Source organism: Rhodoferax sp. GW821-FHT02C08 (genome assembly GCF_059421805.1).
On the sequence record NZ_JBWKVR010000010.1, the window covers coordinates 124,309 to 146,260 of the forward strand.

Below are 21,952 nucleotides of genomic sequence, written 5' to 3' on the forward strand. Positions count from 1 at the left end.
GGTCGGTTTTGGCAGGCTGAAGGTGGAGCCACCGTTGCACTGGCGATCGAAGGCCATTCCGAACATCGTAGTGCCGCTGCATCTTGAGGTTTGTGCGTGGGACGGCAGAGCGGAGATGAGTCGAGGATCTGAGCGATACGAGCGGAAGGGGGCTTGTATCGACCGAATCAAACGCACCAAGAAGATTCGGCCCTGCGCTTCGAGCTAGGTGTTGGAGATTGCCACTGCTGCAAGGGAGGCGGCGCGACATGAGCGAACTTCAGGAGTTGGAGGATTCCTTCACGCCGGTGGGAGACAGTCGTAGTGCGCTACCGCTCACCCGAAGAAATTTCATCGGAGCGGGTATGGCATCACCCGCCTTGCCGCTGCTTCTAGGGTCGACAGCGACATCTGCGGCATTGCTAAGCTCCCGCAAGTGTGAGTCCACGTTGCGCATCGAGGAAGACGCGAACGGCCTGACCATCACCTGGTACCCAGAACTCGAGATCGGCGAGCAGCCCCACGAACTGGGCAACAAGGCTTGCGCACAGTCTCCTAAGCCTTCCCAGACAATCTTAGCGTCGCCGGAAAAATCTAGGTCCTGGCGGCTGATCCGCAAAGCATTCGGACCCGACGCCAAGTTCCGCTTGAGACTGGACAAAGTCGACAACAAGGATCCCGACGTCGTCTACTCGCTGGAGGTGACCAGCGTCAGATTCGGAAAACTCGCCGGTCGCACCCTTCTTTTTAAGTTCATCCACCGGAACTCGGATCCGAAAAAGTGGAGCGTGGAACTTTCCACGGACATGTGGGGTGGCAGTAAAGCGAGCAAGCTGATCGCTTTCAGCAACCTGTGCGACGCGGCTGATGCAATCGCAAGCAGCCCCGCAAGGAAGGTGTTCGAAGTTGAACCCGACTTACCGGAAGGGTCCGCTCTCGAACTAGAAGGGGTCAACGCCAAGACCGCGCTCCAACAAATCTTCGGCGACGACTTACAGGTGAAGGAGCCGGTGCGGCTGCAACTGGCGACCAACGGAGTATGGAGCATCCTTCCCGCGGAAAGGAATTCCCAGAAGCCCTCGCCATTCCGCCTGGCCGACGGCGCGCTCTCGCTGCCCAAGGGATTGCGCATGGCCTGGTGTGACCCCGATCCTGCTTCGCTCGAAGGTGACGCAGCATCGCGCCCGCCATCGAAGGATGCCGATGAACAGAAGAAGGACAAGGCGCAGCAGTCAGCCAAGCCGACGCCCACCGGTCGTCCGGAAAAGGATCCCGTCTTCCTGGCGTGGGGCGAGGTCAGCCAAGGCAATCTGCTGCTGGGCACCACCAAGCCGACACCGCGAGCCGTATTGACGGCCATGCCGACCAAGTTGAAGAAGAACGATAAGGACAAGCCGGCGAATGCGCAACAGAAGGAGGGAAACAAACCAGCACCTGCAACGCCACCCACCGGCGCTCCGTCGGCATCCGAACCTGCACGCGTACCGCCGGCTCGCACATGGCCTGAATGCGTCGCGCCAATGCCAAAGGCCGACTGGACAGCCGTCGCCGGCGATCCTGCCGACAGCGAGGCGGTTCAACGGCCACCCCAGTGGCGCTTCCTGCGGCGCGACTGGTCGCTGAAGCCCCCCGTGGTTACGCACCCGACCGGCGTGTCCAGCATCCGCGCTAGTTGGTGTGTGACGGTCTCGACAGACGCCGGTAAGTTCGGGCCAATCCTCATCACCGACGGCGTCTTGCAGAGAGGATTCACGTCGAAGGGTGAGAACACACCGACGCTGCGTTTCGCTGGCCACCTCAGCACGACGAACTGGGAGATCGACACCCGCATCGGCAAGTTGAGCGTCAAGGGTGCGTACAGCGACGGTTCCGTCATCGATCCGCAGACGGCCAGCGCCCGCACACACCGACCGTTGATGACCTTGAGCAGTTCCGGTTATGCAGACGCGCTGTCCTCGCTCGACGTGCCGCTGCTGTTGCTGCGAAGCGACCTCGCGCCCGAGGGCTGCGAGTTCAGCGAGTTCAATTTTGCGCCCACCGGGTTGCGGGCGGTCTACGACCGCGATGCCGCTAAAGCACGCAACGACTTGCTCGTGTCCGACAGCTACCTGTGGCTTGGCGATCCCGTCGCTCTGCGTGAGCTGCCGTTGGCGAACATCGACCTGACCCGCGCACGCATCGACGTCGCACGCCCGACAAGCCTGGCGCGCCTTGCCTTCATGTTTGCCGGCCTGCATCTGGAGGTCGCCGATGGCAAGGCCTGGATCGCCGATCGCCGCGCGAGCTGCCGCGTCCGACAACGGATCGAACCTTCGAGAAACGGCGAACCGATCGTGCTCGATACGCGGCCGGTTCTGGTCGTCGAATTCCCGCCACAGCATGTGTTCGAAGAGGCGATTTTTCAGCCGAGCGAGGCGCCATTGCCCGATGTAGTGATCAAGCAGGAATCTCCCACATTCACTGTCAAAGTTAGCAGCGGCGAAAAGACGTTCAGTATCCATTTACCCGAACTGCTGCGCGAGCTCGAAACTCTAGATTTGGCCAAGGATCACGAGGCCGTGCGCGAGGAGTACACGCGCCTAAAGGGGAAACAGGACGATTCCTTCAAGACTTTTGCCGAAAAGTTCAAAGAGGTTTGCGACGCCGCAATTCGCAACGGTTCTTTGCCTCCACTCCCTGAGCGACGCGGCCCAATCGAGCAAATAGACTCCTTCTCGCCAGCCTACAACATCTATATAGGGCCCGACGAATTACCGCCGGCGCTGATGGCGAAAGGCCGTGAAGCCAACCATGAGTTCCGCAACAAACTCGTCAAGGGACTGCTCAAGACTTCCCTGGAAAGGGCGGAAAGATTCATCGAGTTGTTGAACGGCGCGCCCCCCACGACAGAGGAGCTCAGTTCCAAGCTAGTCGACTTCTTGAGGACTGTGCTGGCGAAGATGAACCCTTTCAAGTCCACTCCCGAATGGCCGGTCTCTCCTCGCGACCATGCACGCATGTTGGAGCAAGCCACCAGCAGCGCTATGCAGGACTACGCCAATTTCCGCGACTTCTACGCAGGGTGGATTCTGGAGCACCACGGCACCAAACCCCTGCTGCCTGACGACCTGGAGTACTTCAGCCCCAAGAATCGAACTGACCTCAGCTTCATGAGCGAGCCTTCAGTGGAAAACCGGGAGGAGGACGCCAAGACGGCCTATGTCAAACTCATTCAGAACGCGGAAGCTCCCGACCCGGTCATGCGCGCACGCCTGTCGGGCACGTCCCGACTCGCCTTCCACGTCGATTGCGGCAGCCGCCCGCGCATGGACGTGGAAGACGGCGACGCGCACTTTCTCGCGCAGGGTGAAGCGCCGGGCACGCGACTGCCCTTTGGCTTCGATGCACTGACGGACTGGGCGCACTACGACCTCGCCGTCACCCCACGCGCGCGGGAGGCCACAGCATTCGACGAAGGTGGCGTGCTGATCCGCCGCGAAGTGAACGAAGAAGGCCATAGCGAAGACGATTCCGCCAGCGCCGACGTGGCGATGCTCACGGCGCTGGGCATCCGCAGCGGTCAGGAACCAAAGGGACTGCAGCGGCCTGGACGTCCCAGTGACTGGGGCAAGAAGCTACGCACGCTGCAGGAGCGCCTGACCGACGTCGAGGCATCGCTGTCGGTCATCCCCGACGATCTTCAGACCGCCATCGAGATTCCCGCGCGCCTGATCTTGTCCCCTTCGCAGAAGGGCCAATGGCGCACGCGGCGTAACAATCTTCAGTGGGCCTTTTCATCACCGGATTGGCCGGTTCCGTTGTGGACGGCGAACCTCGATGTGGACGGCGCCAATCCGCTGGTGCGGGCCGTGGCGTCTCCCGACATGCGGCCCGAGTTCGTACGCTTCGGCCTAGACCGCAGGTTGTTCGGCTACCAGCGCACGGCGCCGAACACCGTCGCGCTGCACACACCTGCGGGCGCGGCGCCGCCCCGCGGGCCACGGGCCCCGTGGACACTCGGCTTCGAGGAAAGTGATTCCAACACGAGCAAGATCGAGGATCTCTTCAAGGCAACGACGTCCGTGTCGGACGGTGAGGACAAGTCCGAAGACAAGATCTGTGAAGGGTCTTCCGCGGCCATTGAGGCTTCTGCAGCGGCAGCAGCCTCCGCAGCCTTGGCTATTGCCACCACGGCCTCTGCGGCTTCGGCGCCCAAATCGGCGGCAAGCGCTGCCTCCGAGCCGCTCCCCAGACTGCACCCTTTGGTCGACTACTTGTGCTCCCGGCAAATCGAGCGCAAGGGTTACGCTGATCACGCCGTCTTACGCTCGACGCTGGACGCCTACGACCGGCACGAGATCGTGCTGCTCAGTTCGGCCTGGGGGCTGCCGGTGCGCGGCCGGCGCGAGAAGACCGGCCAGCTGCAGGCGCTACGATTCTCTAGCCAGGTCGAGTTGCCCGAGGAGTGGCATTTGCTCGACGCGGAGGCCGGTACCGCGATCTACCGGCCGCGCGCGCTGAAGATCCAGGAACTAGCGCTGACGGCACTCGGCGGAACACTGCGCCACGACAGCGACTTCGTGCCGCCGGCCGCGGCGCGTCATATCGTCCACGGCCCCTTGTTCGACTCGATGTCGGTCGAACGCTGGCAGCACTGGACGGTGCTGGGACGCGACGTGTTCGCCGAGGTGGTCTACAAGGGCTACCTGTTCCCGATCGGTCACCGCGCTTCGCTGGTAAAGCAGACGGAGCGCATCTTCCTGGCGCCCGCCAAGATGGGTTCGAAGGACCCGGATTTGCACGCACCCTTGCGCTGCTACCTACGGCAACGTATGTTCATTCGCATCGCGCGGCCTGAGAAAGTGTTCCCCGCCTACGGCCAACCCAACGGCGGCCGCATGTTTCCCGCCGACGTGGCGCGCATGCTCACACGTACTACGCCGGACATCGTCGACCCCACGGATGACACCACGCTGCCACAGGCGGCGTCGCCGGGCGAAATGATGGTTTCTCCGGGCGGCCGGCTCTACGCCAACGAAGCAGGCCTGGTGTTCTGGCCACGCACAGCGCGGATCGCCGGAGCCGAAGTCGTCTTCGACGTGCAGATCCAAGGCGCGGCGACCAAGGCCAAGCTGATCTTCGTCGATAACGTCGCTGTCAACCGCCCGGACCTGATGGACCGCCTCGTCCAAGACTACAACGCACTGCCGTCCCCCGACGTTACTTCAAACAACCAGGTCGATCTTCAATCGCTCAATCTGCAGAAGCACCTGCGCACCCTCGACCTGCACGGCCAGTCGCTGCGTTACTGCGACGAGATCAAGCCGGGCAGTACCTCTCACAAAACGCTGTCGTGGACGCTCAAAGCCACCGGCGGCGTGGGTGTCACCAACATGCCTCGCCCCTTGGACAAGGACCTCGTGATCAACAAGTACGAAGGCCCTGTCCACCAGTTCGACGACCCCTTGCTGGAAGGCGCCGACCAGCCGCCGTTCTATCCAGCGATCCACACCGCGCGCATCCGCATCGACCAGGTCGAACGCCTGACCGGCGGAAGTCCGCAAGCCGCTGTCGCGCAATTCGAGGGCTGGTATGTACGGAACGGATTCGAACGTGACAAGCGCACCCAGGAGACCGACCAACTGGGGATCTACATGGACATCGTCAACAAGGTAACGATGGACATGGGAAGCAACGGCAACCGCAGCGGCGGCGTGATGCGACCGGCAGGCGAAGTGATTGCACTGTCGCGCGAGCGCGGCCCGATGACAGGAACCGGCCGACTCGACAAAGCCGGAGCCATAGACACAGTCGTCGATAAGGAAAGCGGTTTCCCGCTGACGCCGGCGCCGGCGCCCGCACCGCAAAGGGCATTCGGAACAAACAGTGAGACACCCGACGGCAAGAATGCCAAGAATGCCAAGAAGGCCTTCGACAAGTTCTTCAGCGGAAACGACGCCCTGAAGACGAAGATTCTCGGCCTCGTATCGGTTAGCGACCTCGTGGAATTCCTCGACGTCAAGAACGCCGCTGCCGAGCTTCCGCTACTGCGCGAAGTCGTCGAATACGGAATGAGCGGCGCGGAAGGCGCGGCTGACAGCCTGCGCACCAACGTGATCGCGCCGCTGCACGAACTGATCCTCGAGCTCGGCCGACAGTGGGACGAGGCCGGCAGGAGCGTCAACGAAAGATCCGGGGGCCTGTTCAACGGAATGGGCGACGTCTTTCCGGACGTAAACAGCGCACTGCAGGACCTGAAAAACGTCTTGTCGGCGACGTCAGCTACCACCGATGACGCCGCCGTTCTCGCGGCGCTATCCGGCATCTACGAATGCGGCCGTCGGCTGATGGACGCCTGCGGGCGCGTCGCCGCCAATCCTCTTGACCAGCTGCAGGTGGCAGTGAAGAAGAAGCTCGAGGGATTCAACGAGCAGATCAAACGCTTCGATTTCAAGGCGACGGAGCTGGATCCGCAGAAGCTCAAGGAGGCGGTTGACAAGTACCTGCCCGAGTTCGAAAAACGCCTGCTGGATGGTGCATTCGCACGACTTCAAAAGCTCCAAGACAAGCTGAACGCGCTCAGACATGCGTTGGACAAGAAAGCAACCGATGCTCTCGCTCGCGTCGAAGACGTGCAAAAGGTGCTCACGGATGCAAGGTCCGACATAATCAAGGCGCTGGAGGGCACCATCAACCGTGCACCGGAGGCCCGCAAGACGCCGATCCCGCTGGCAGAAGACCTCGTGCTGTCCATGGTGAAGGTGCTCGACGTCGCCGTCAACAAAGTGCAGCCTCAGATCGCTGCCATCAAATCGGAATCAGGCAGCTCGGCCGACAAGGCGCTGAAGGACTTCACAACGACCATGGTCGCGGCGCAAGCGCACACGGCCGCAGCACTGGCCGAATGGTCTTCCACGGATCTCATCGCGCGCTCGGAATATCGGCGAGCGGTGGCGAACCTGGCCACGCTGCTGCGCCTGTACACCACCGTGCGGACCATCTCCGGGAACCCCGAATCCTTGCTCGCTCAGGTGTCGCAAGTCCTGCTCGACTACCTGAGCGCGCAGATCGGGCCACGGCTGCCGGAGCTTCCCCAGCTGGAAGTCGAGGCGGGAGAGTTTCTTGCTGGCGTTCTCGAACCGATCAGGGGCGGCTCGGTAAAGGTGTTGGCCGGCGTCGTCAATACCGAACTGGTTTTTCCGCCGCCGCCCCTCCCTGATCTGAGAAAGAAAAACGCCCTCGACAAATGGCCGGTTTCGGGCGGCGGCAAGTCCGTGGTCGAATTGCTTCAGGCCGTCGCCAAGAAGGCCCACGACGAAATACACAGTTCAAAGCTGAAGGATCCCCCATTCAAGCCGGTGCGCGAGCAGCTGGCTCAGCTGGGAACCACCGCCCTCGCCGCGCAAGTGGACCTCCACCGTGCGGCGATGGGCGTCCAGCTTCTCACCCTGCAAACCGAACTTTTCGACACACAGAACCTGCAGGTGTCGATGCAACGGATCGACTCGGCACTTCGCGACTTGGAAAGGCTCGGTGACTCGGCAGTCCTGGCACTCAAGAAGTTGCGGGAAGACCTGATCGCCATCTCCCAAAAACAGGCTCGCGATGCGCTCACGAAGCCTGTGCGGGAGGCCATTGGCTCAATCATCCAGTGGTTTCGCGACCTCAACGGAACGATGCAAACCCAGGCATCAGAATTTGTCAAGAAAGAGGGGCTGAAGAACTTCCTGCAACCCTGGCTGGTGCTTCTGGACGAGTATGGCGAGCGCATATCCGCCACGCGGGCACTCGTGGCGAACACCACCGAATGGATCGACGACCCGTCCAAGCTGCTTCCCGCTCTGCGGGATCCGATTGACGCCGCGCAGCAAACCGGTATCCAGGCGGTGCTCATGCTGCAACGGGCGCTCGTCGACAAGGCGATGGACTGGGCGGCCAGTTTCGTCGGGCCGGTCGAGGCCGCTGCCGACGAACTGACAACCGTTTTCACTCCGCTGCTTGAACTCCTGAAGAAGTCCTATGTGGAACTGGAGGTCCAACGCAAGAACGTACTCGAGGCTGCGGGCACGACGGCCGGGCAACTGCTTATGGGGGCGATGCTCGTCGGCGTCGACAAGAACGTCATCTTCGTGACCGGCAAACAGCCCGACGATTCCCAAACGGACGCAAGCGTGCCCGACAAGGACCAGCTGCATTGGGACACGCAGTCGCTTGAACATCTGCTCAAAGTCAAGCTGAGCACGCTTCAGCACTCGGAGAAACTGCGCGCGTTCAACTTCATGAACTACTTGGTGACCGGCTGGCGAAACGGCCAAGCCACACCCTTGCGAATCGTTGAGCAGCTGAAGCGGCTCTCGCTGGAAGAACTCCGCGCCCGGCTGGTGGCGTTGATCAATTTTGGCGCGATCCGCGAGGAGATCGAGGAACGCATCAAGCTGCTCATCCCCTCTGCCGTGACAATGTCTTACGACTTCTCGACCACGATGTCGGACCAGGCCCAGGCAGCCACTGCCGGCGTGTTCTGTCCGAAGGACGGCTGCGTGCTCACCGTGCGGACACGCGCCCGCGTCGACCTGCTGCAGGCGAACGCGCCGACCTTTCTGTCGATCGGCGAGCTGGGCGCCTTCGACATCAGGCTGCTCGGCAGCTTCGATGCCGTCACGCTGCACTTCAAAGGCGTGCGCTTCACCTCGCGCGGCGGCTCGCCCGAATGCGACCTTCAGTACGAAGGCTTCACGATCGGCGAGCAGCTGAAGTACCTGAGTCAACTCACGCCGTTCTTCGGTTCCAAGGCGGGAAGCGGCTTCTACTTGCAGCCGCTTGACAGCGGCATCGGAGTCGAGGCCGGCTACCGGCTAGACCTCGGCGCCTTTACCGTCGGCAACCTCGCAATCTTCAACGTCTCGCTCAATGCCGCAGCTCGGCTGCCCTTCGACAACCGCGGCGCGACCTTCGTAGCTTCGCTTTCGCGGCGCGATTCGCCCTTCACGATCGCGATTGCACCCTATGGCGGAAGCGGATTCTTCGCGCTGGAGGCGGACACAAAGGGCATCGTCGGCTTCGAAGTCTCGTTTGAATACGGTGGCGCAGGTGCTTTCGCCTATGGCCCGCTGAGCGGGCAGGGCCGTTTGATGGTCGGCGCGTACATCCGCAGTCGCTACGACCACACCGAGATCTTCGCGACCTTCTACGTAGGCGGCACAGCATCCATCTGGATCTTCAACTTCGGGGCGTCGCTATATGTCAACGCGAAGCAGGAAGGCAGCCAGATGAAAGGCACGGCCACCTACACCTTCTCGTTCTCGATGGGCATCGTTGACTACGACTACAAGGTCGCCGTCAACGTGGCACTGTCACTCGACGGCAGCAGCGAAGACAAGGCGCAGAAGAAGCAGGCGGATAGGAAGGTCAGCGGCGATGCCAGCCGGTTACAGGAGGAAACGCCGCCCGTCCGGCTCGCCTCACTCGAAGGCAATTGGAGCTCGGGCGACGTGGTCAGCGATGTCGCGACACATCCACTTGCGATGATGTTCGCTGCCGGCGCCAAAGCTGCCGTGCGCAAGCCTGCAAATGGAGGAGTCAGTATGCCGACTTCAAAGGGAAAGCGGCGAGTCGCGACCAAGTGCCAGACCGAAAGCTGGTCGACATATTCGAACTACTTCGATAGGGACCTTGCAAAGAAGGTACAGAGGCTGAAGGAGGTTTACTGACATGGCAAGCCAGGGCATCTACAAAGTCATTCCTTCCGGTATCACAGAGACAGGCAAACTGCGCGCAACGCTGATGCTGTCGCCGGTAGTGTCCAAACCCGACGAACTCGCGAATCTACCGAGCCAGATGCTCGAGATCTGGCGCGTACATCGTGGCCAAACGAAGCTGCGGGTATTCAAGGTGTGGATTTCCGGCACGGAATGCCGCGTCCCTTCCCATGAGGAATTGACGAAAGGAAGCGACCGGACGTGTTCGGCTCTGGCTTCTTCCTTCAACAACGCCTGGAGTCTCGACGAGCCGCTCGAGTGGCTTGACAAGCTTTGGACCAGCAGCCTTGTGCGAAAGGGATGGGTGCCGCCGGATGCTCTGGACCATCCCGGCATTACTGACAATCCAGCCGAAGTCTGGAAAACGCTCGACGATCTGCTCAAGGCATCCAACGAGGGAAAGGGTTTGCGTGCTGGAAGCGGTCTTACCAAGCCGCCGCAAGTACAAGGTGCCGCACCTGCCACAGCGCCGGCAGCGACACCACCGACCCAGCCAAAGCCATCGGACCCCGTGAACCTACAGACCATCGTGCCGTCGCGCCAGAGCGACCTCGCGCTGCTATTGGAAAGCCAACGTTCGATGGAGATCTGCGCCACCGCCCGCTGGGCCCAGGGCGACTACGCCTCTTGTCACGCAGAAGAAGAAGCATGCCAGTTGAAGCTAGAGAAAAAAGTTCTAGAGGCCAGCAACTTTGACACCTCGAGCGATCAGACGGCTCCGACCAAGGTCGATTCCACGCTTCGCGCACAGGCTCAAAAGAGTTTCAAAGCTGCAATGAAAGGTATGTTGAATCTTTACGATTGTCAGCCCGACCCAGATCCCAAGCCGGCACAGGCTCCATGGCTGATCGAGTCGTCCGTAATCGCCGCGGGCCGCGAAACATTCACCCCAGAGATCGCCGGTGCGGCAGGCTCGCACAGTGAAGCCAACCGAGTCGAGAAGCAGGACGAGGTCACTGACACAGAATCCGAACTGACGAATAGCGTCGCCCAGCGCTACTTCGCGATCCAGGGCTCGCCGGCCCTGTCGCGGCTTTTCGGGCTAACGGTGGATCTGGAAATCGATCCGAAGGAACTGAACAAACTGCTCGGACTGAAAGACGAGCCAGGCGACCCGTCCAAGGACCCGTCCACTGTGGTGCACCTGTTGATCGGCGCTAACGAAGGCGACCGGTCGAAGCCCGTCTACACGCTGGCGCGCTACCGCCCTGCAGGTGAGATGCACTTCATGCCGGCCAGCCGACTGGAGTTGCATTGGGCTGATGGCAAGTCACTGCACCCGCAAACCTCGCAGTACGAGGGGGTCGTGGTTCTCGGCCAGGAACTCGAAACGATCAACAAGACCCACCTCAATCGTTTTGTGCTGACCAGTCTGGACGTGCCGCGCGCCACGAACGGCGCACTTGATCGGATCGGCGTGGCGCCGACTACGCCGCCGAACTCGCGCCTCCGCGCCGAGGAACAAGCCAAAAGTGAAGGCAAAGAGCCCTCCCAATGGAAGCCGTCCGGCAAAGACGTCGAGCCGCTGCTAGCGAGCAAGCCGTCCCACTGGGCACGTAAGACACATTCGACAGCTGGCCTTGTATTGCTGGACCGCGGCCGCGCCGAGCAATCGCTGCAACAGTTTGCGGCGCGTACGGTGCATGGCGACGAGAAGAGAAATTACATCTTGCTCGACTCCAACGACCTGCTGGTCGGCTACCGGATAGATGTTGGCGTCCCCACCGTGGCTGGCAGGCCTGGCGAATTTGCTTGGCGGAGTTTGATGGGGCGCAACGTCCAGCACGGCAACAGCCACAAGGACGCGAATAAGGTTGCAAAGAAGGTGCCGCTGCTGATGGGCGGGTCGAAAGAACACATTTCGACATGGCAGCGCACGCTCGACGACGCTCAGTTGAGCCTTCCGGCGCGTTTGATCGATTCCATTGACCCACCGCCAGACGAAAGGAATTCCAAGGATGCTTACGTCGAAGAAGTGATCGCGGTGTGGACCGGGGAGCCAATGGCAGCGCTGTGCGCGGCGGAGCAGAAAGACAAGGAATGCGACGCTGAAGTCGGCGCTGGCGAAGTGATCAGCCTTCCCGCGCCCGACGATAAGAGCGACCGGCTGCCGCCACCTCTTCGCTTTGGCTGGCCCTACCGGGTCGGCCTTCGTGCGGTCTACGCTGGCGGCATTTCGCTGCCGGCACAGCATGCGAAGAAACTATATGAGGCCAGTTCACCATGCAGATTCACGCCCACTGCCACGAGCAACTGTACGAACCCGCTGGTCTTGCCATCCCGCGGCGATGACGGCAAGACCTCTGGCGCGCGCCGCTTTCTGCGCCATGAGCGCGTCTCGGCGCCCTTCTTGCTGATGCACGAGGAGATCGCCAAAAAGGCGTCAAAGAAGATGGGCTATGAGCGCTCCGCCCATGCCATCGTGCGCAGCGATCCCGACAGATCAGTATCGGATTACGCGCAACCCAACGAAACTCGCCGCATCTTCGTGCCGCCCTCGGTCGAGATGCACTTCGCGGCCATGCACGGCGTGTTTGACGGGATGATGCAGCCAAAAGATGCACTGCCCCACATGCGCTTCGATGCGGAAAAGGGTGGATTTCCGTGCATCACCGCGAAGTCGGTCGAGGGCATCAACGGAGAGACCTTCTACGGCGAGAGAACAATCTCGTTCGACCGAGAAGCACGCGGCGATGCGGTCTACATTGAGCAGACCAAGCCACGGTCGCGCCCCTACTTCCCCGATCCGGCGGCCGGCTTATGGGTGATAGCCGTTCGGCATGCCGGTACCAACAGGTACCTTGAAGGACCCGCGAAAACTGTCGCCATCCGTAGATCCATACAAAACTATCCCGAGTGCAAACCATTGGTGCTGCGAGTCGTCCAAGAAATGTTGCCGCGCCCACAAAGCGCGATTCCGACAATGGAGCAAGTGCTGAGAGAGCTACCCGGCTCAAGCAGTCACGCCAAGGACGGGATCGAGGTGTTGGTGCGACTCGCACCCGGGGAAGACTTCGACGTTGACGTATGGTGCATCCCAGATGCAGACGACCTGCAGGAATTGTTTGCCGCCATCGAAGGTATCGCTGTGATGGCGCTGCTGCGCGCGAAATCGCTTGCTCCTGCGACACAGCCAAGTCTGATAGACGGGCTCAAGACGATGCTGCCTCAACCGATGGTGGACACAGTGTTGCAGAACCTGGAAGCCTGCGGCTGTTGGCCACCGTCAGACAAACTGCAGATGCTGCCGTTCAACGACGGCATCGGCGGCTTAGCCGCGCCCGGCCGTGAAACTCGCAATGCCATCGCCATCGCTCTTTTCAAAACACTCTGCATGCGGCCCATCGATGAGATTGCGGCCGTACAGACGCTCCGCGTCACGCACGTAAGCGCGCAGCCGATGCGGCCTCCCAGCTTCGAGCCAAACGACTCCGTACGCAAATTGGGAGCACGACGAACGTTGCAGGCGCAGGCACCAGAGACCGAGCTAAAGAACTCTACAGGACTTGAACCGGCCGTCGCCGCGTCCGCACCGGCACCAACCGCGGCACCAGGCGTGGCACCGGCCGCTTCCACTGCATCGGGCGCGTCTACAGGCAACGCCTCTGGCAACGGCACGACTCCCGGTGGAGACGGCGAAAAGGTCACGTCTGGAAGCTTAGAGTACTTCCTCACCGGAGACGTACGCGCCGACCTGGTGAGTATCGGCGCCATCGAGTTTCGCGCGCTGTGCACTTGCCCGACCATTTCGGCTTTTGACGATCCGCGTCGCGGACGCAGCTCACGCGACCGGCGCAATGGCACCTGGCCGAAGTCTGGGCATAAGGACTTACCTACCGAGGCCGTGTTCGGCTTTGATGTCTGCACTGATGGCAAAGTCAGACTCCCGATGCGCGAGATTACTTTGCTGCAGGTCGAAGACCTGCAGCAGCCAACACGAAGCCTACCGGCGGCCTACCCGGACGGCCTTTGGCGCCTCAGCCTGGAAAACCTGACGGCCGGCTTGTCGTGCGCAGCCTGGGGACGGGTCGAATCGCGGTACATCTTCCCTGACCGAAAGGCACGCCGGCTGCGGGTGCGCATGATTCCGCGCACGCGCCATGAAGAGTTGATGCGCAGCGCCAGCGGAACGGCCCGATTCGGCCAATGGTTGACTCCCGGAGAGGATCCTCGCACCCCGAAGGACCCGACTGACCTTGCTGCGGAGGAGATCTGGCTGGACTCGGGTATTCGCCCGTCCGAGCCCGTGACGAAGACGCCAATTCCCGCCTTCGAATGGACTGACCTGGGAACCGAAGTCCATCGCAAGACAGTAGTCCGGATCCCGCTCGGCCGTGGCTGGTTCTCGTCTGGCGAGGGCGAGCGACTAGGGGTTGTCGTGTGGCCGCCGGGATCCCTGGATGCCGTCGCCACGATCCGACTGGATGGGAAATCGGCGCCGCGCCCGCGCCAAGCCCCGCTACCCGAGTTTGTCGACGAGGATCTGGGGCCAGGCGGTAAGTTCGTCACGCGCTGGGGCAGCGACCCGACGCGGCTGGTTGACAGTCGTGCACAGCGCGATCCGAACCTACCTGGCTTCCTCGATCCGTCGGCATTCAAAGACTTGGACGCCTCGACGCAGTCTGGCGCGCGCTTCAACGTCGAATTGGTGCCTGAGGCGCTTATGCCGGTACGCAGGGACGCTATCGCGCCACACGGCGCGGAAGATTCACTGACGAATCCACCCGTCACGTTGGCAGTGTCGCTTGTGACCTACGAACCTCTGTTCGACGTCGAGACGGAGGAATGGTATGTGGATATCTCGCTTGACCATGCGTTCGAGGCCCAGCCGTTCGTACGGCTTGGACTAGTGCGCTATCAGAGACACGCCCCAAGAGAACTTCAGGTCTCGTTCCCAACCGTACAGTGGGTACAGCTGCTGCCGGAGCGAAGCGCTTGGTTAATCACCGAGGACCAAGGCAAGGAGAAGAGCACCTGGTTAACGGTCGAAGGCCTTGGCCCTGTGGACGCCAGTTCGACCGATGGCGGCGACCGTTCCGTCGGTACACGTATGACGGCACGCTTGGTCACCGAGTACAAGAACGCCGCTGGACTGCTTTGCAGACGCGTGGGGCCGTTGATGAAAGTCGACGCCGTGGCCTACGAGAGCAACGTTCGAACTGATGCAGCGTACCAAGGTACTCGATGGAAGTGGACCCGACAGATAGATGTTGACGAGGCTGATAGGGCAAGTGAGGGATTGGTCGATGTGACTCACTATGTTTACATCGAGGAGCGCGAAGCCTACCTACCAGCGACGTACGCGAACGAGCCGGTCTCTGCTGCGGTGGCAGCTGGCGAGCTCAACGCCTGTGACCACGCGGAAAGCGGCCCGCGATTCGCAGTGCGCCTGCCGCTGAGGCGGCCAGCGCCGCGGGCCAAGAAATGAGTCACACCCGCGTTGACCCCCAGTTGACGCGCGCTGTCGGCTACGTCTTAGTCCAATTTACGATGTATCCCCCGACCAGACCGTTTCCCTTCAGAACGCCGGTGGCTGCGTCTGGGTTCTGCATGATCACTCGCTCGCCGATGGCGCCGCTTATCGAATCCAGCGTAACCTGCCCCGCCGTTTGTGCCCACTTGCCAGACTGAGACACAAAGATCTTTGTCGGCGAGGGCCCGCCTAGCTTCCAAGTGCCAGAAGATCCCAGAATGGCATCGTCGGTCAGTTGCAAGGTACACGAGTAGTTTGCAGGAGGACCTCCGCCCTCGTTTGGACGCGTGCAAACGAAGTTAGTTATGGTCGCCAAAGCTTTCTCCTTCTCATTGCGATCTTCAAAGCACTTCCATTTTGCGGCAGCGTCCTTAGGTGTCAAGTACTGCGCACTGAATTTAGCCAAAGGCCATGAATGGTAGGACTGCTTTGGGGCTGCCGGACTGGATGCGATTGAGGTACCCGTAGATGTAGATCTTGAGCGGGACCGCAGGGTGATAAGACGGGCGACCTGTGCCTGCAGGAATGACGCTGTCGAAGCCGAGTGTGCTCAGCTTCAATTCACCAACAACGCATCGACACAACCCGAACCGGTTGTCATCGGCGATGTAGTCATCCAAGCACTCTGGCAACAATGTGACTTGCTGCCTGTCCTGTCCCTCGATGAATCTGGGCATACATGACCTCCACATGGTCATGCTCACGCAAACTATGGGCCAGGTGCCAAAGCACCAGCGTGTTTTCACACAGCCTCGGTCGGCACTGTGAGTTCGCACAGCGGGGAAGCAGTCGTTCAAGCAGTGCCCCCGTCCAACCGCGATCCTTTGTTAGCTGTGCTTCGCTCAGCGGCCGTTCAAACCTGCAGCGGAGGTCAGCCCGAATGTCAGCTTACCAATGCCAACCGTGAGCAGGCCTGTCGGCCGCGACCGTCTCCTGACGCTGCAAAGCCGTCCCTGCCGGCGACCGCGTCAGGCTGAACGTGGGCAGTCAGAATTCCGAGGTAAGGTACATCACTCGGTCCAATCTGGTCATCAATCTGCCCGGAATCAATGCTTAGTAGCGGTCATCCGGTTCATCGAAGGGAGGCGCCCGGATTGCCGCCTTGCCGGTTGGATAAGGTCGGCGAATGAACGCTGTATGCGTGGCCTGTTAGCACCAACGTCTGGTTTACCAAGTGTGCCAGATTGGGATTGACTAGCGAGGGCGACGGGAAACGCGCACTAGGTAAGACATTAGCCATGCAAGGGCTGGTCAATCTCCCGTCGGCAGGAACGACTCCAGGTGGTCAAAACTCTATCGGCCGCAACACAGCCCCCTCAATCACAAACATGATCGAGTTGCCGACAATCCGGACACTTGCCGGACACGAACGACAGAAAAAAGAAAGGGTTACAGACCGAAATCTGTAACCCTATGATTTTATTGGTCGGTGTGAAAGGATTCGAACCTTCGACCCCTTGCACCCCATGCAAGTGCGCTACCAGGCTGCGCCACACACCGATCAAGCCTTGAATTATAGCCCGAATTCAGAGCACTTCTGAAAGCAGGTCACGAATTTCGAACAATTCTTGACGCACAGACAGCAGATGATGCGACACGAGATCATCTCCCTCCAAAGCAACCACGTCTTCCAATCGCTCAAACGACGATTCGGTTTCATCCAGGGCATCCAGCGCCGGCACATACTCGCGCAATTTGTCGCGGTCGCCACTAGCCCACTCCTGCAGCTTATTGCGGGCACCGCTGATGGTGAAGCCTTGGTCGTACAACAAGTCCCGAATACGCCGAATCATCAGCACCTCATGGTGTTGGTAATAGCGCCGATTGCCGCGACGCTTCATCGGACGCAACTGGGTGAATTCCTGCTCCCAGTAACGCAAAACATGCGGCTTGACACCGCATAGCTCGCCAACTTCACCGATGGTGAAGTAGCGTTTTGCGGGAATGCTAGGAAGTAAATTTCCCATGGGAATCAAGAGGATTGGATAGAGTGCAGGATCAATCCACAAGGTTAACCCAAGTCTCATGCCAAGGAAAAATAACTTTCAACAGGTCAGATACCGGCCGTGACAAATATCACATGCGCTAACCAGCCACGCCCTGGGCACGACTGTGTTTTAAACCGCCATCAACCCTGGATTTGCTCTTTGAGTTTGTGGCTGGCATGGAAGGTCACGACACGGCGGGCATCGATCGGAATTGCCTCTCCGGTGCGGGGATTGCGGCCAGGGCGAGGTGCCTTGGTACGAATTTGGAAGTTACCAAATCCGGAGATTTTGACGTCCGTGCCCTCAACCAGACTGGCATTGACCAAGTCAAAAAATGCATCCACCATGTCTTTCGACTCACGCTTGTTCAAACCGATCTGCTCGAACAGCAAATCGGCCAGTTGCGCCTTGGTCAGGGTCGGGGTTTCCAGGCTCTCTACCGCAATTTCCACGGCGTTCTCCAGTATGTCGTGTCGCGTCAAACCGATTTCATCAAGCACGCAAACGTGCACCGCATTGGGTCGTCAACTGGGCCAGTACCGCCTGTACCGAAGCATCGATTTGCGCCTCGGTCAGCGTAGCGTCCGCGTTGTTGAGAGTCAGGCGCAGAGCCACACTCTTTTCGCCTTGGGCCAGGCCACCAGCCGCCACCGGCTGGGCTTCAACACCCTTGGGCGTGGGCTTGGGACGGTAGATGTCAAAGACCAGGGTATCGCGCAACAAACCGTTGGTTGCCGCCGCTTGCGCGGCCGCCAGCAAGGCCGCATGCGTCACGGCTTCTGCAACGATCACCGCAATATCGCGCTCGACGGCCTGGAACTTGGCTACCGGCGCGAACACCGGCACGGGGCGTTGCAGCACCGCATCCAAATCCAACTCGAACAGCATCGGCGCCTGCGCCAGCTCGTAGCCTTGGCGCCACTGGGGATGCAATTCGCCAATAAAACCAATCGCCTGTCCGTTGACCAGTACCCGCGCGCAACGGCCGGGGTGCAGAGCGGGATGTTCGGCAGGCTCGAACTGTGCCTGCAGTGGCGCCAGTAGCGCCTCCACATCGCCCTTCATGTCGAAGAAGTCGGCGCCTTGCTCGCTACGCCCCCATTGCAGGCGGTCGGCCGCACCAACGCTAATGCCGGCGACACGCATGGGTTGGTGGAAGCCGGCAACGGTGGTGTCGGAGTTCACCGCGTTGGCATCGCGCAGGAACACGCGGCCCAGCTCAAAAACCCGCACGCGGCTGGCCTTGCGGTCCAGGTTGAACTTCAAAACCTGTAGCAAGGAACCCATGAGGGACGAGCGCATCACGCTCATTTGGCTTGCAATCGGATTCAGCAACTGGATCGGATTGGGGTTGCCCGCCAGCTCCTTCTCCCAGCGCTCTTCGACGAAGCTGAAATTGATGGTTTCCTGGTAGCCCAGGCCGGCCAGCGCACGGCGCACGGCAAATGGGCTGCGCTGCGATTCGGTGCGGATCTTGGCGGTGATCGGCGCCAGCGGCGGCGTAGTCGGCAGCTGGTTGTAGCCCACCATGCGCACCACTTCTTCGATCAGGTCTTCTTCGATGGTCAGGTCGAAACGGTAGGACGGCGGTGTCACGGTCAGCACGCCATCGCCCTCCACCACCGGCAGCCCCAGGCGCTTCAATGCATCGGCGCACTGGGCTTGGGTCAGCGGCATGCCGATCACCTTGGCGGCACGCGCCACGCGCAAGGTAACGGGCTGGGCTTGGGGCAGATTCACCTGCACATCGTCCATCGGGCCGGCTTCGCCGCCACAGATGTCCAGAATCAGCTGGGTGATGCGCTCCAGATGCTCTACTGTCTGACCCGCATCCACACCCCGCTCGAAGCGATGCCCTGCGTCGGTAGAGAAGTTGTAGCGGCGCGAACGGCCTGCAATTGATTTGGGCCACCAGAAGGCGGCTTCAGCATAGATGTTGACCGTATCGTCCGACACGGCCGTGGCGTCACCACCCATGATGCCAGCCAGCGATTCGACCTGCTGATCGTCGGCTATCACGCCGACTTTTTCGTCGACGGTGACCGTGTTGCCGTTCAACAGCTTAAGCTGCTCGCCAGGCTGGCCCCAGCGCACATCGAGTCCGCCGTGGATCTTGTCCAAGTCGAAGATATGCGAAGGACGGCCCAGCTCGAACATCACGTAGTTCGAAATGTCTACCAAGGCAGTCACGCTGCGCTGGCCACAACGTGCCAGGCGATCCACCATCCACTGGGGCGTCTTGGCTTTGGGATTCACCTTGCGCACGATGCGGCCGGAGAAGCGGCCACACAGATCGGGTGCGCTGATCTTCACTGGCAGGCGGTCGGCATTCTTTGCGGCAACCGCAGGAAACTCAGGCTGCAGCAGTGGCGCACCGGTCAATGCGGCAACTTCACGGGCCACGCCATACACGCTCAGGCAATGCGCCAAATTCGGCGTGAGCTTGAGGGTGAACAAGGTGTCGTCCAGCGCCAGATGCTCGCGGATGTTCTGACCCAGCGGTGCATCGGCCGCCAGCTCCAGCAGGCCGCCATGGTCCTCGGACAGCTTGAGTTCGCGCGCCGAGCACAGCATGCCCTGGCTTTCCACGCCACGCAGTTTGCCGACCTTGATCAGGAAGGGTTTGCCGTCTTCGCCGGGCGGCAACTCGGCGCCCACCGTGGCACAGGGCACACGGATGCCGACGCGGGCATTCGGGGCGCCGCAGACGATGTTCAGCAGCTCGGCCTGGCCTACATCGACGGTGCAGACGCGCAGGCGATCGGCATTCGGATGCTGCTCGGCGGTCTTGATTTCGCCCACAACGATGCAGGTAAACGGTGGCGCGACAGGCTTCAGTTCTTCGACTTCCAGCCCGGCCATGGTCAGGGTTTCGGCCAGTTGCTCGGTGGTCAGGTCGGGGTTGCAGAAGGCGCGCAACCAGGATTCAGGAAATTGCATGGTCTAGTTCTGCTGAAGGTTTATTGAAACTGGCTGAGGAAGCGGATATCGCCATCAAAGAACAGTCGCAAGTCGTTCACACCATAGCGCAGCATGGTCAGACGGTCGGGGCCCATGCCGAAGGCAAAGCCGATGTATTTCTCGGGGTCCAGCCCCATATTGCGCACCACGTTAGGGTGCACCTGGCCTGAGCCGGCCACTTCCAGCCAACGGCCGGACAGCGGGCCGCTCTGGAACTGGATATCAATCTCTGCGCTGGGCTCGGTGAACGGAAAGAAGCTGGGGCGGAAACGCAGCACCAGATCGTCCGATTCAAAAAAGGTGCGGCAAAAATCGGTGAAAACTACTTTCAAATCTTTGAAGCTGACGTTCTCGCCGATCCACAGGCCTTCGCACTGGTGGAACATCGGCGAATGCGTGGCGTCGCTGTCGACACGGTAGGTCCGGCCCGGCGCAATCACGCGGATCTCGGGCATCACCTGGCCGGCGTCGATGGCGGCGCGGTGTTTCTTCACATGCGTGACCGCATGGCGGATCTGCATCGGGCTGGTGTGGGTGCGCAGCAGGTTCGGCGCGGTAGCGGTGCCGCCTTCCACGTAAAAGGTGTCGTGCATGGAGCGCGCTGGATGGTCTTCCGGCGTGTTCAGCGCGGTGAAATTGAACCAGTCGGATTCGATCTCGGGGCCTTGGGCGACTTCAAATCCCATCGAGCCGAAGATGGCCTCAATACGCTCCAGCGTCAGCGACACCGGGTGCAGACCGCCCTGCCCGCGCTGGCGGCCTGGCAGGCTCACGTCCAAGGCTTCGGCTTTCAATTGCAGGTCCAGCTCGGCATCGGCCAAGGCTTTGCGGCGCGCTGTCAGAGCGGCTTCGATGGCCTGCTTGGCCAGATTGATGGAGGCGCCGCGTGATTTTTTTTCTTCTACGCTCAGAGCTCCCATGCCCTTCATCAACTCGGTGATGCGGCCAGATTTACCTAAAAACTGGGCCTTGGCATTCTCCAGATCGGCAGGCGTCCTCGCCCCCTGAAAACTGGCTTGTGCGGCACTGACGATTGCGTCCAACTCGTTCATAACATCTCTTGTCTTGAAATGACAAAGGGCTAGTGCTTTTTCAAGCTCTAGCCCTTGTATTACTTGCACAGACCGCCATCCAAAGAATAGCGGCCCAGCGTGGGGAATCAAGCAGCCAGACGGGCCTTGACTTGCTCCACGATGCTGGCAAATGCCGCCTTGTCGTGCACAGCGATATCGGACAGCACTTTGCGGTCGATCTCGATGGCAGCCTTCTTCAGGCCATTGGCGAACTGGCTGTAGGTCAGACCGCATTCACGCGCAGCGGCGTTGATACGGGCAATCCACAGCTGACGGAACACCCGCTTGCGGGTACGACGGTCACGGTAGGCATATTGCCCAGCCTTCATTACCGCTTCTTTGGCGATGCGGTAAACATTACCGCGGCGACCGCGGAAACCTTTTGCAAGGGCGAGAACTTTTTTGTGGCGGGCGCGAGCCGTTACACCACGTTTGACGCGAGGCATGTATTTACTCCTTGTTCGTCGTTAAATTAAATGCCACGGCCTGGCAGCATCTGTGCCATGTGACCCATATTGGTCTCATGCACGGTTGCAGTACCACGCAACTGGCGTTTATTTTTGGTGGTCTTCTTGGTCAAGATGTGACGTTTGAAGGCGTGACCGCGCTTGACGGTGCCACCTGGACGAACGCGGAACCGTTTCTTGGCCGCGCTCTTGGTCTTCATTTTGGGCATTTAAATGCTCCTTTTCATTGTGCTCGTGAGGCGCTGGGAACCGATCCCAGACTTGTTGGCCCCGA

Annotated in this window: 8 protein-coding genes, 1 tRNA gene and 1 pseudogene; 2 read left to right on the forward strand and 8 right to left on the reverse strand. The window is 60.6% G+C overall.

The features are described 5' to 3' along the window. Positions 1 to 248 precede the first annotated feature (248 nt). Positions 249 to 9,668 (forward strand): hypothetical protein, encoded by a 9,420-nt coding sequence (locus AC07VY_RS14285; protein WP_495119489.1) that lies wholly within the window; start codon positions 249 to 251, stop codon positions 9,666 to 9,668. 1 nt (position 9,669) lies between these two features. Continuing rightward, entirely contained in the window at positions 9,670 to 15,144 is a 5,475-nt protein-coding gene (locus AC07VY_RS14290) for a hypothetical protein (RefSeq protein ID WP_495098123.1), read from the forward strand. A gap of 485 nt (positions 15,145 to 15,629) precedes the next feature. Here AC07VY_RS14290 and AC07VY_RS14295 read toward each other — a convergent pair. The 8 genes and pseudogenes from AC07VY_RS14295 to rpmI form a co-directional block, all read right to left on the reverse strand. Beyond that, positions 15,630 to 15,866, reverse strand: a pseudogene (locus tag AC07VY_RS14295) (transposase); the annotation flags it as partial. Between the two features lie 746 nt (positions 15,867 to 16,612). Next, positions 16,613 to 16,689: transfer RNA gene (locus tag AC07VY_RS14300), tRNA-Pro, on the reverse strand. Positions 16,690 to 16,715: 26 nt separating this feature from the next. Next, positions 16,716 to 17,156, reverse strand: coding sequence for a MerR family transcriptional regulator (locus AC07VY_RS14305; RefSeq protein ID WP_495074378.1), 441 nt, complete (start codon positions 17,154 to 17,156; stop codon positions 16,716 to 16,718). 161 nt (positions 17,157 to 17,317) lie between these two features. Continuing rightward, on the reverse strand, positions 17,318 to 17,629 hold the full coding sequence (locus AC07VY_RS14310) for an integration host factor subunit alpha (protein WP_495074715.1): 312 nt from the start codon (positions 17,627 to 17,629) through the stop codon (positions 17,318 to 17,320). Between the two features lie 40 nt (positions 17,630 to 17,669). Next, on the reverse strand, positions 17,670 to 20,117 hold the full coding sequence (gene pheT, locus AC07VY_RS14315) for a phenylalanine--tRNA ligase subunit beta (protein WP_495098122.1): 2,448 nt from the start codon (positions 20,115 to 20,117) through the stop codon (positions 17,670 to 17,672). A 20-nt stretch (positions 20,118 to 20,137) separates the two neighbouring features. Then, positions 20,138 to 21,190 carry a phenylalanine--tRNA ligase subunit alpha gene (gene pheS / locus AC07VY_RS14320; RefSeq protein ID WP_495098121.1) on the reverse strand — a complete coding sequence of 351 codons (1,053 nt, stop codon included), beginning with the start codon at positions 21,188 to 21,190 and terminating at the stop codon, positions 20,138 to 20,140. Between the two features lie 107 nt (positions 21,191 to 21,297). Then, positions 21,298 to 21,657 (reverse strand): 50S ribosomal protein L20, encoded by a 360-nt coding sequence (rplT, locus tag AC07VY_RS14325; protein WP_092758774.1) that lies wholly within the window; start codon positions 21,655 to 21,657, stop codon positions 21,298 to 21,300. A gap of 26 nt (positions 21,658 to 21,683) precedes the next feature. Beyond that, complete coding sequence (rpmI, locus tag AC07VY_RS14330; RefSeq protein WP_092758776.1) at positions 21,684 to 21,887, reverse strand: 50S ribosomal protein L35; 204 nt, start codon at positions 21,885 to 21,887, stop codon at positions 21,684 to 21,686. Positions 21,888 to 21,952 lie beyond the last annotated feature (65 nt).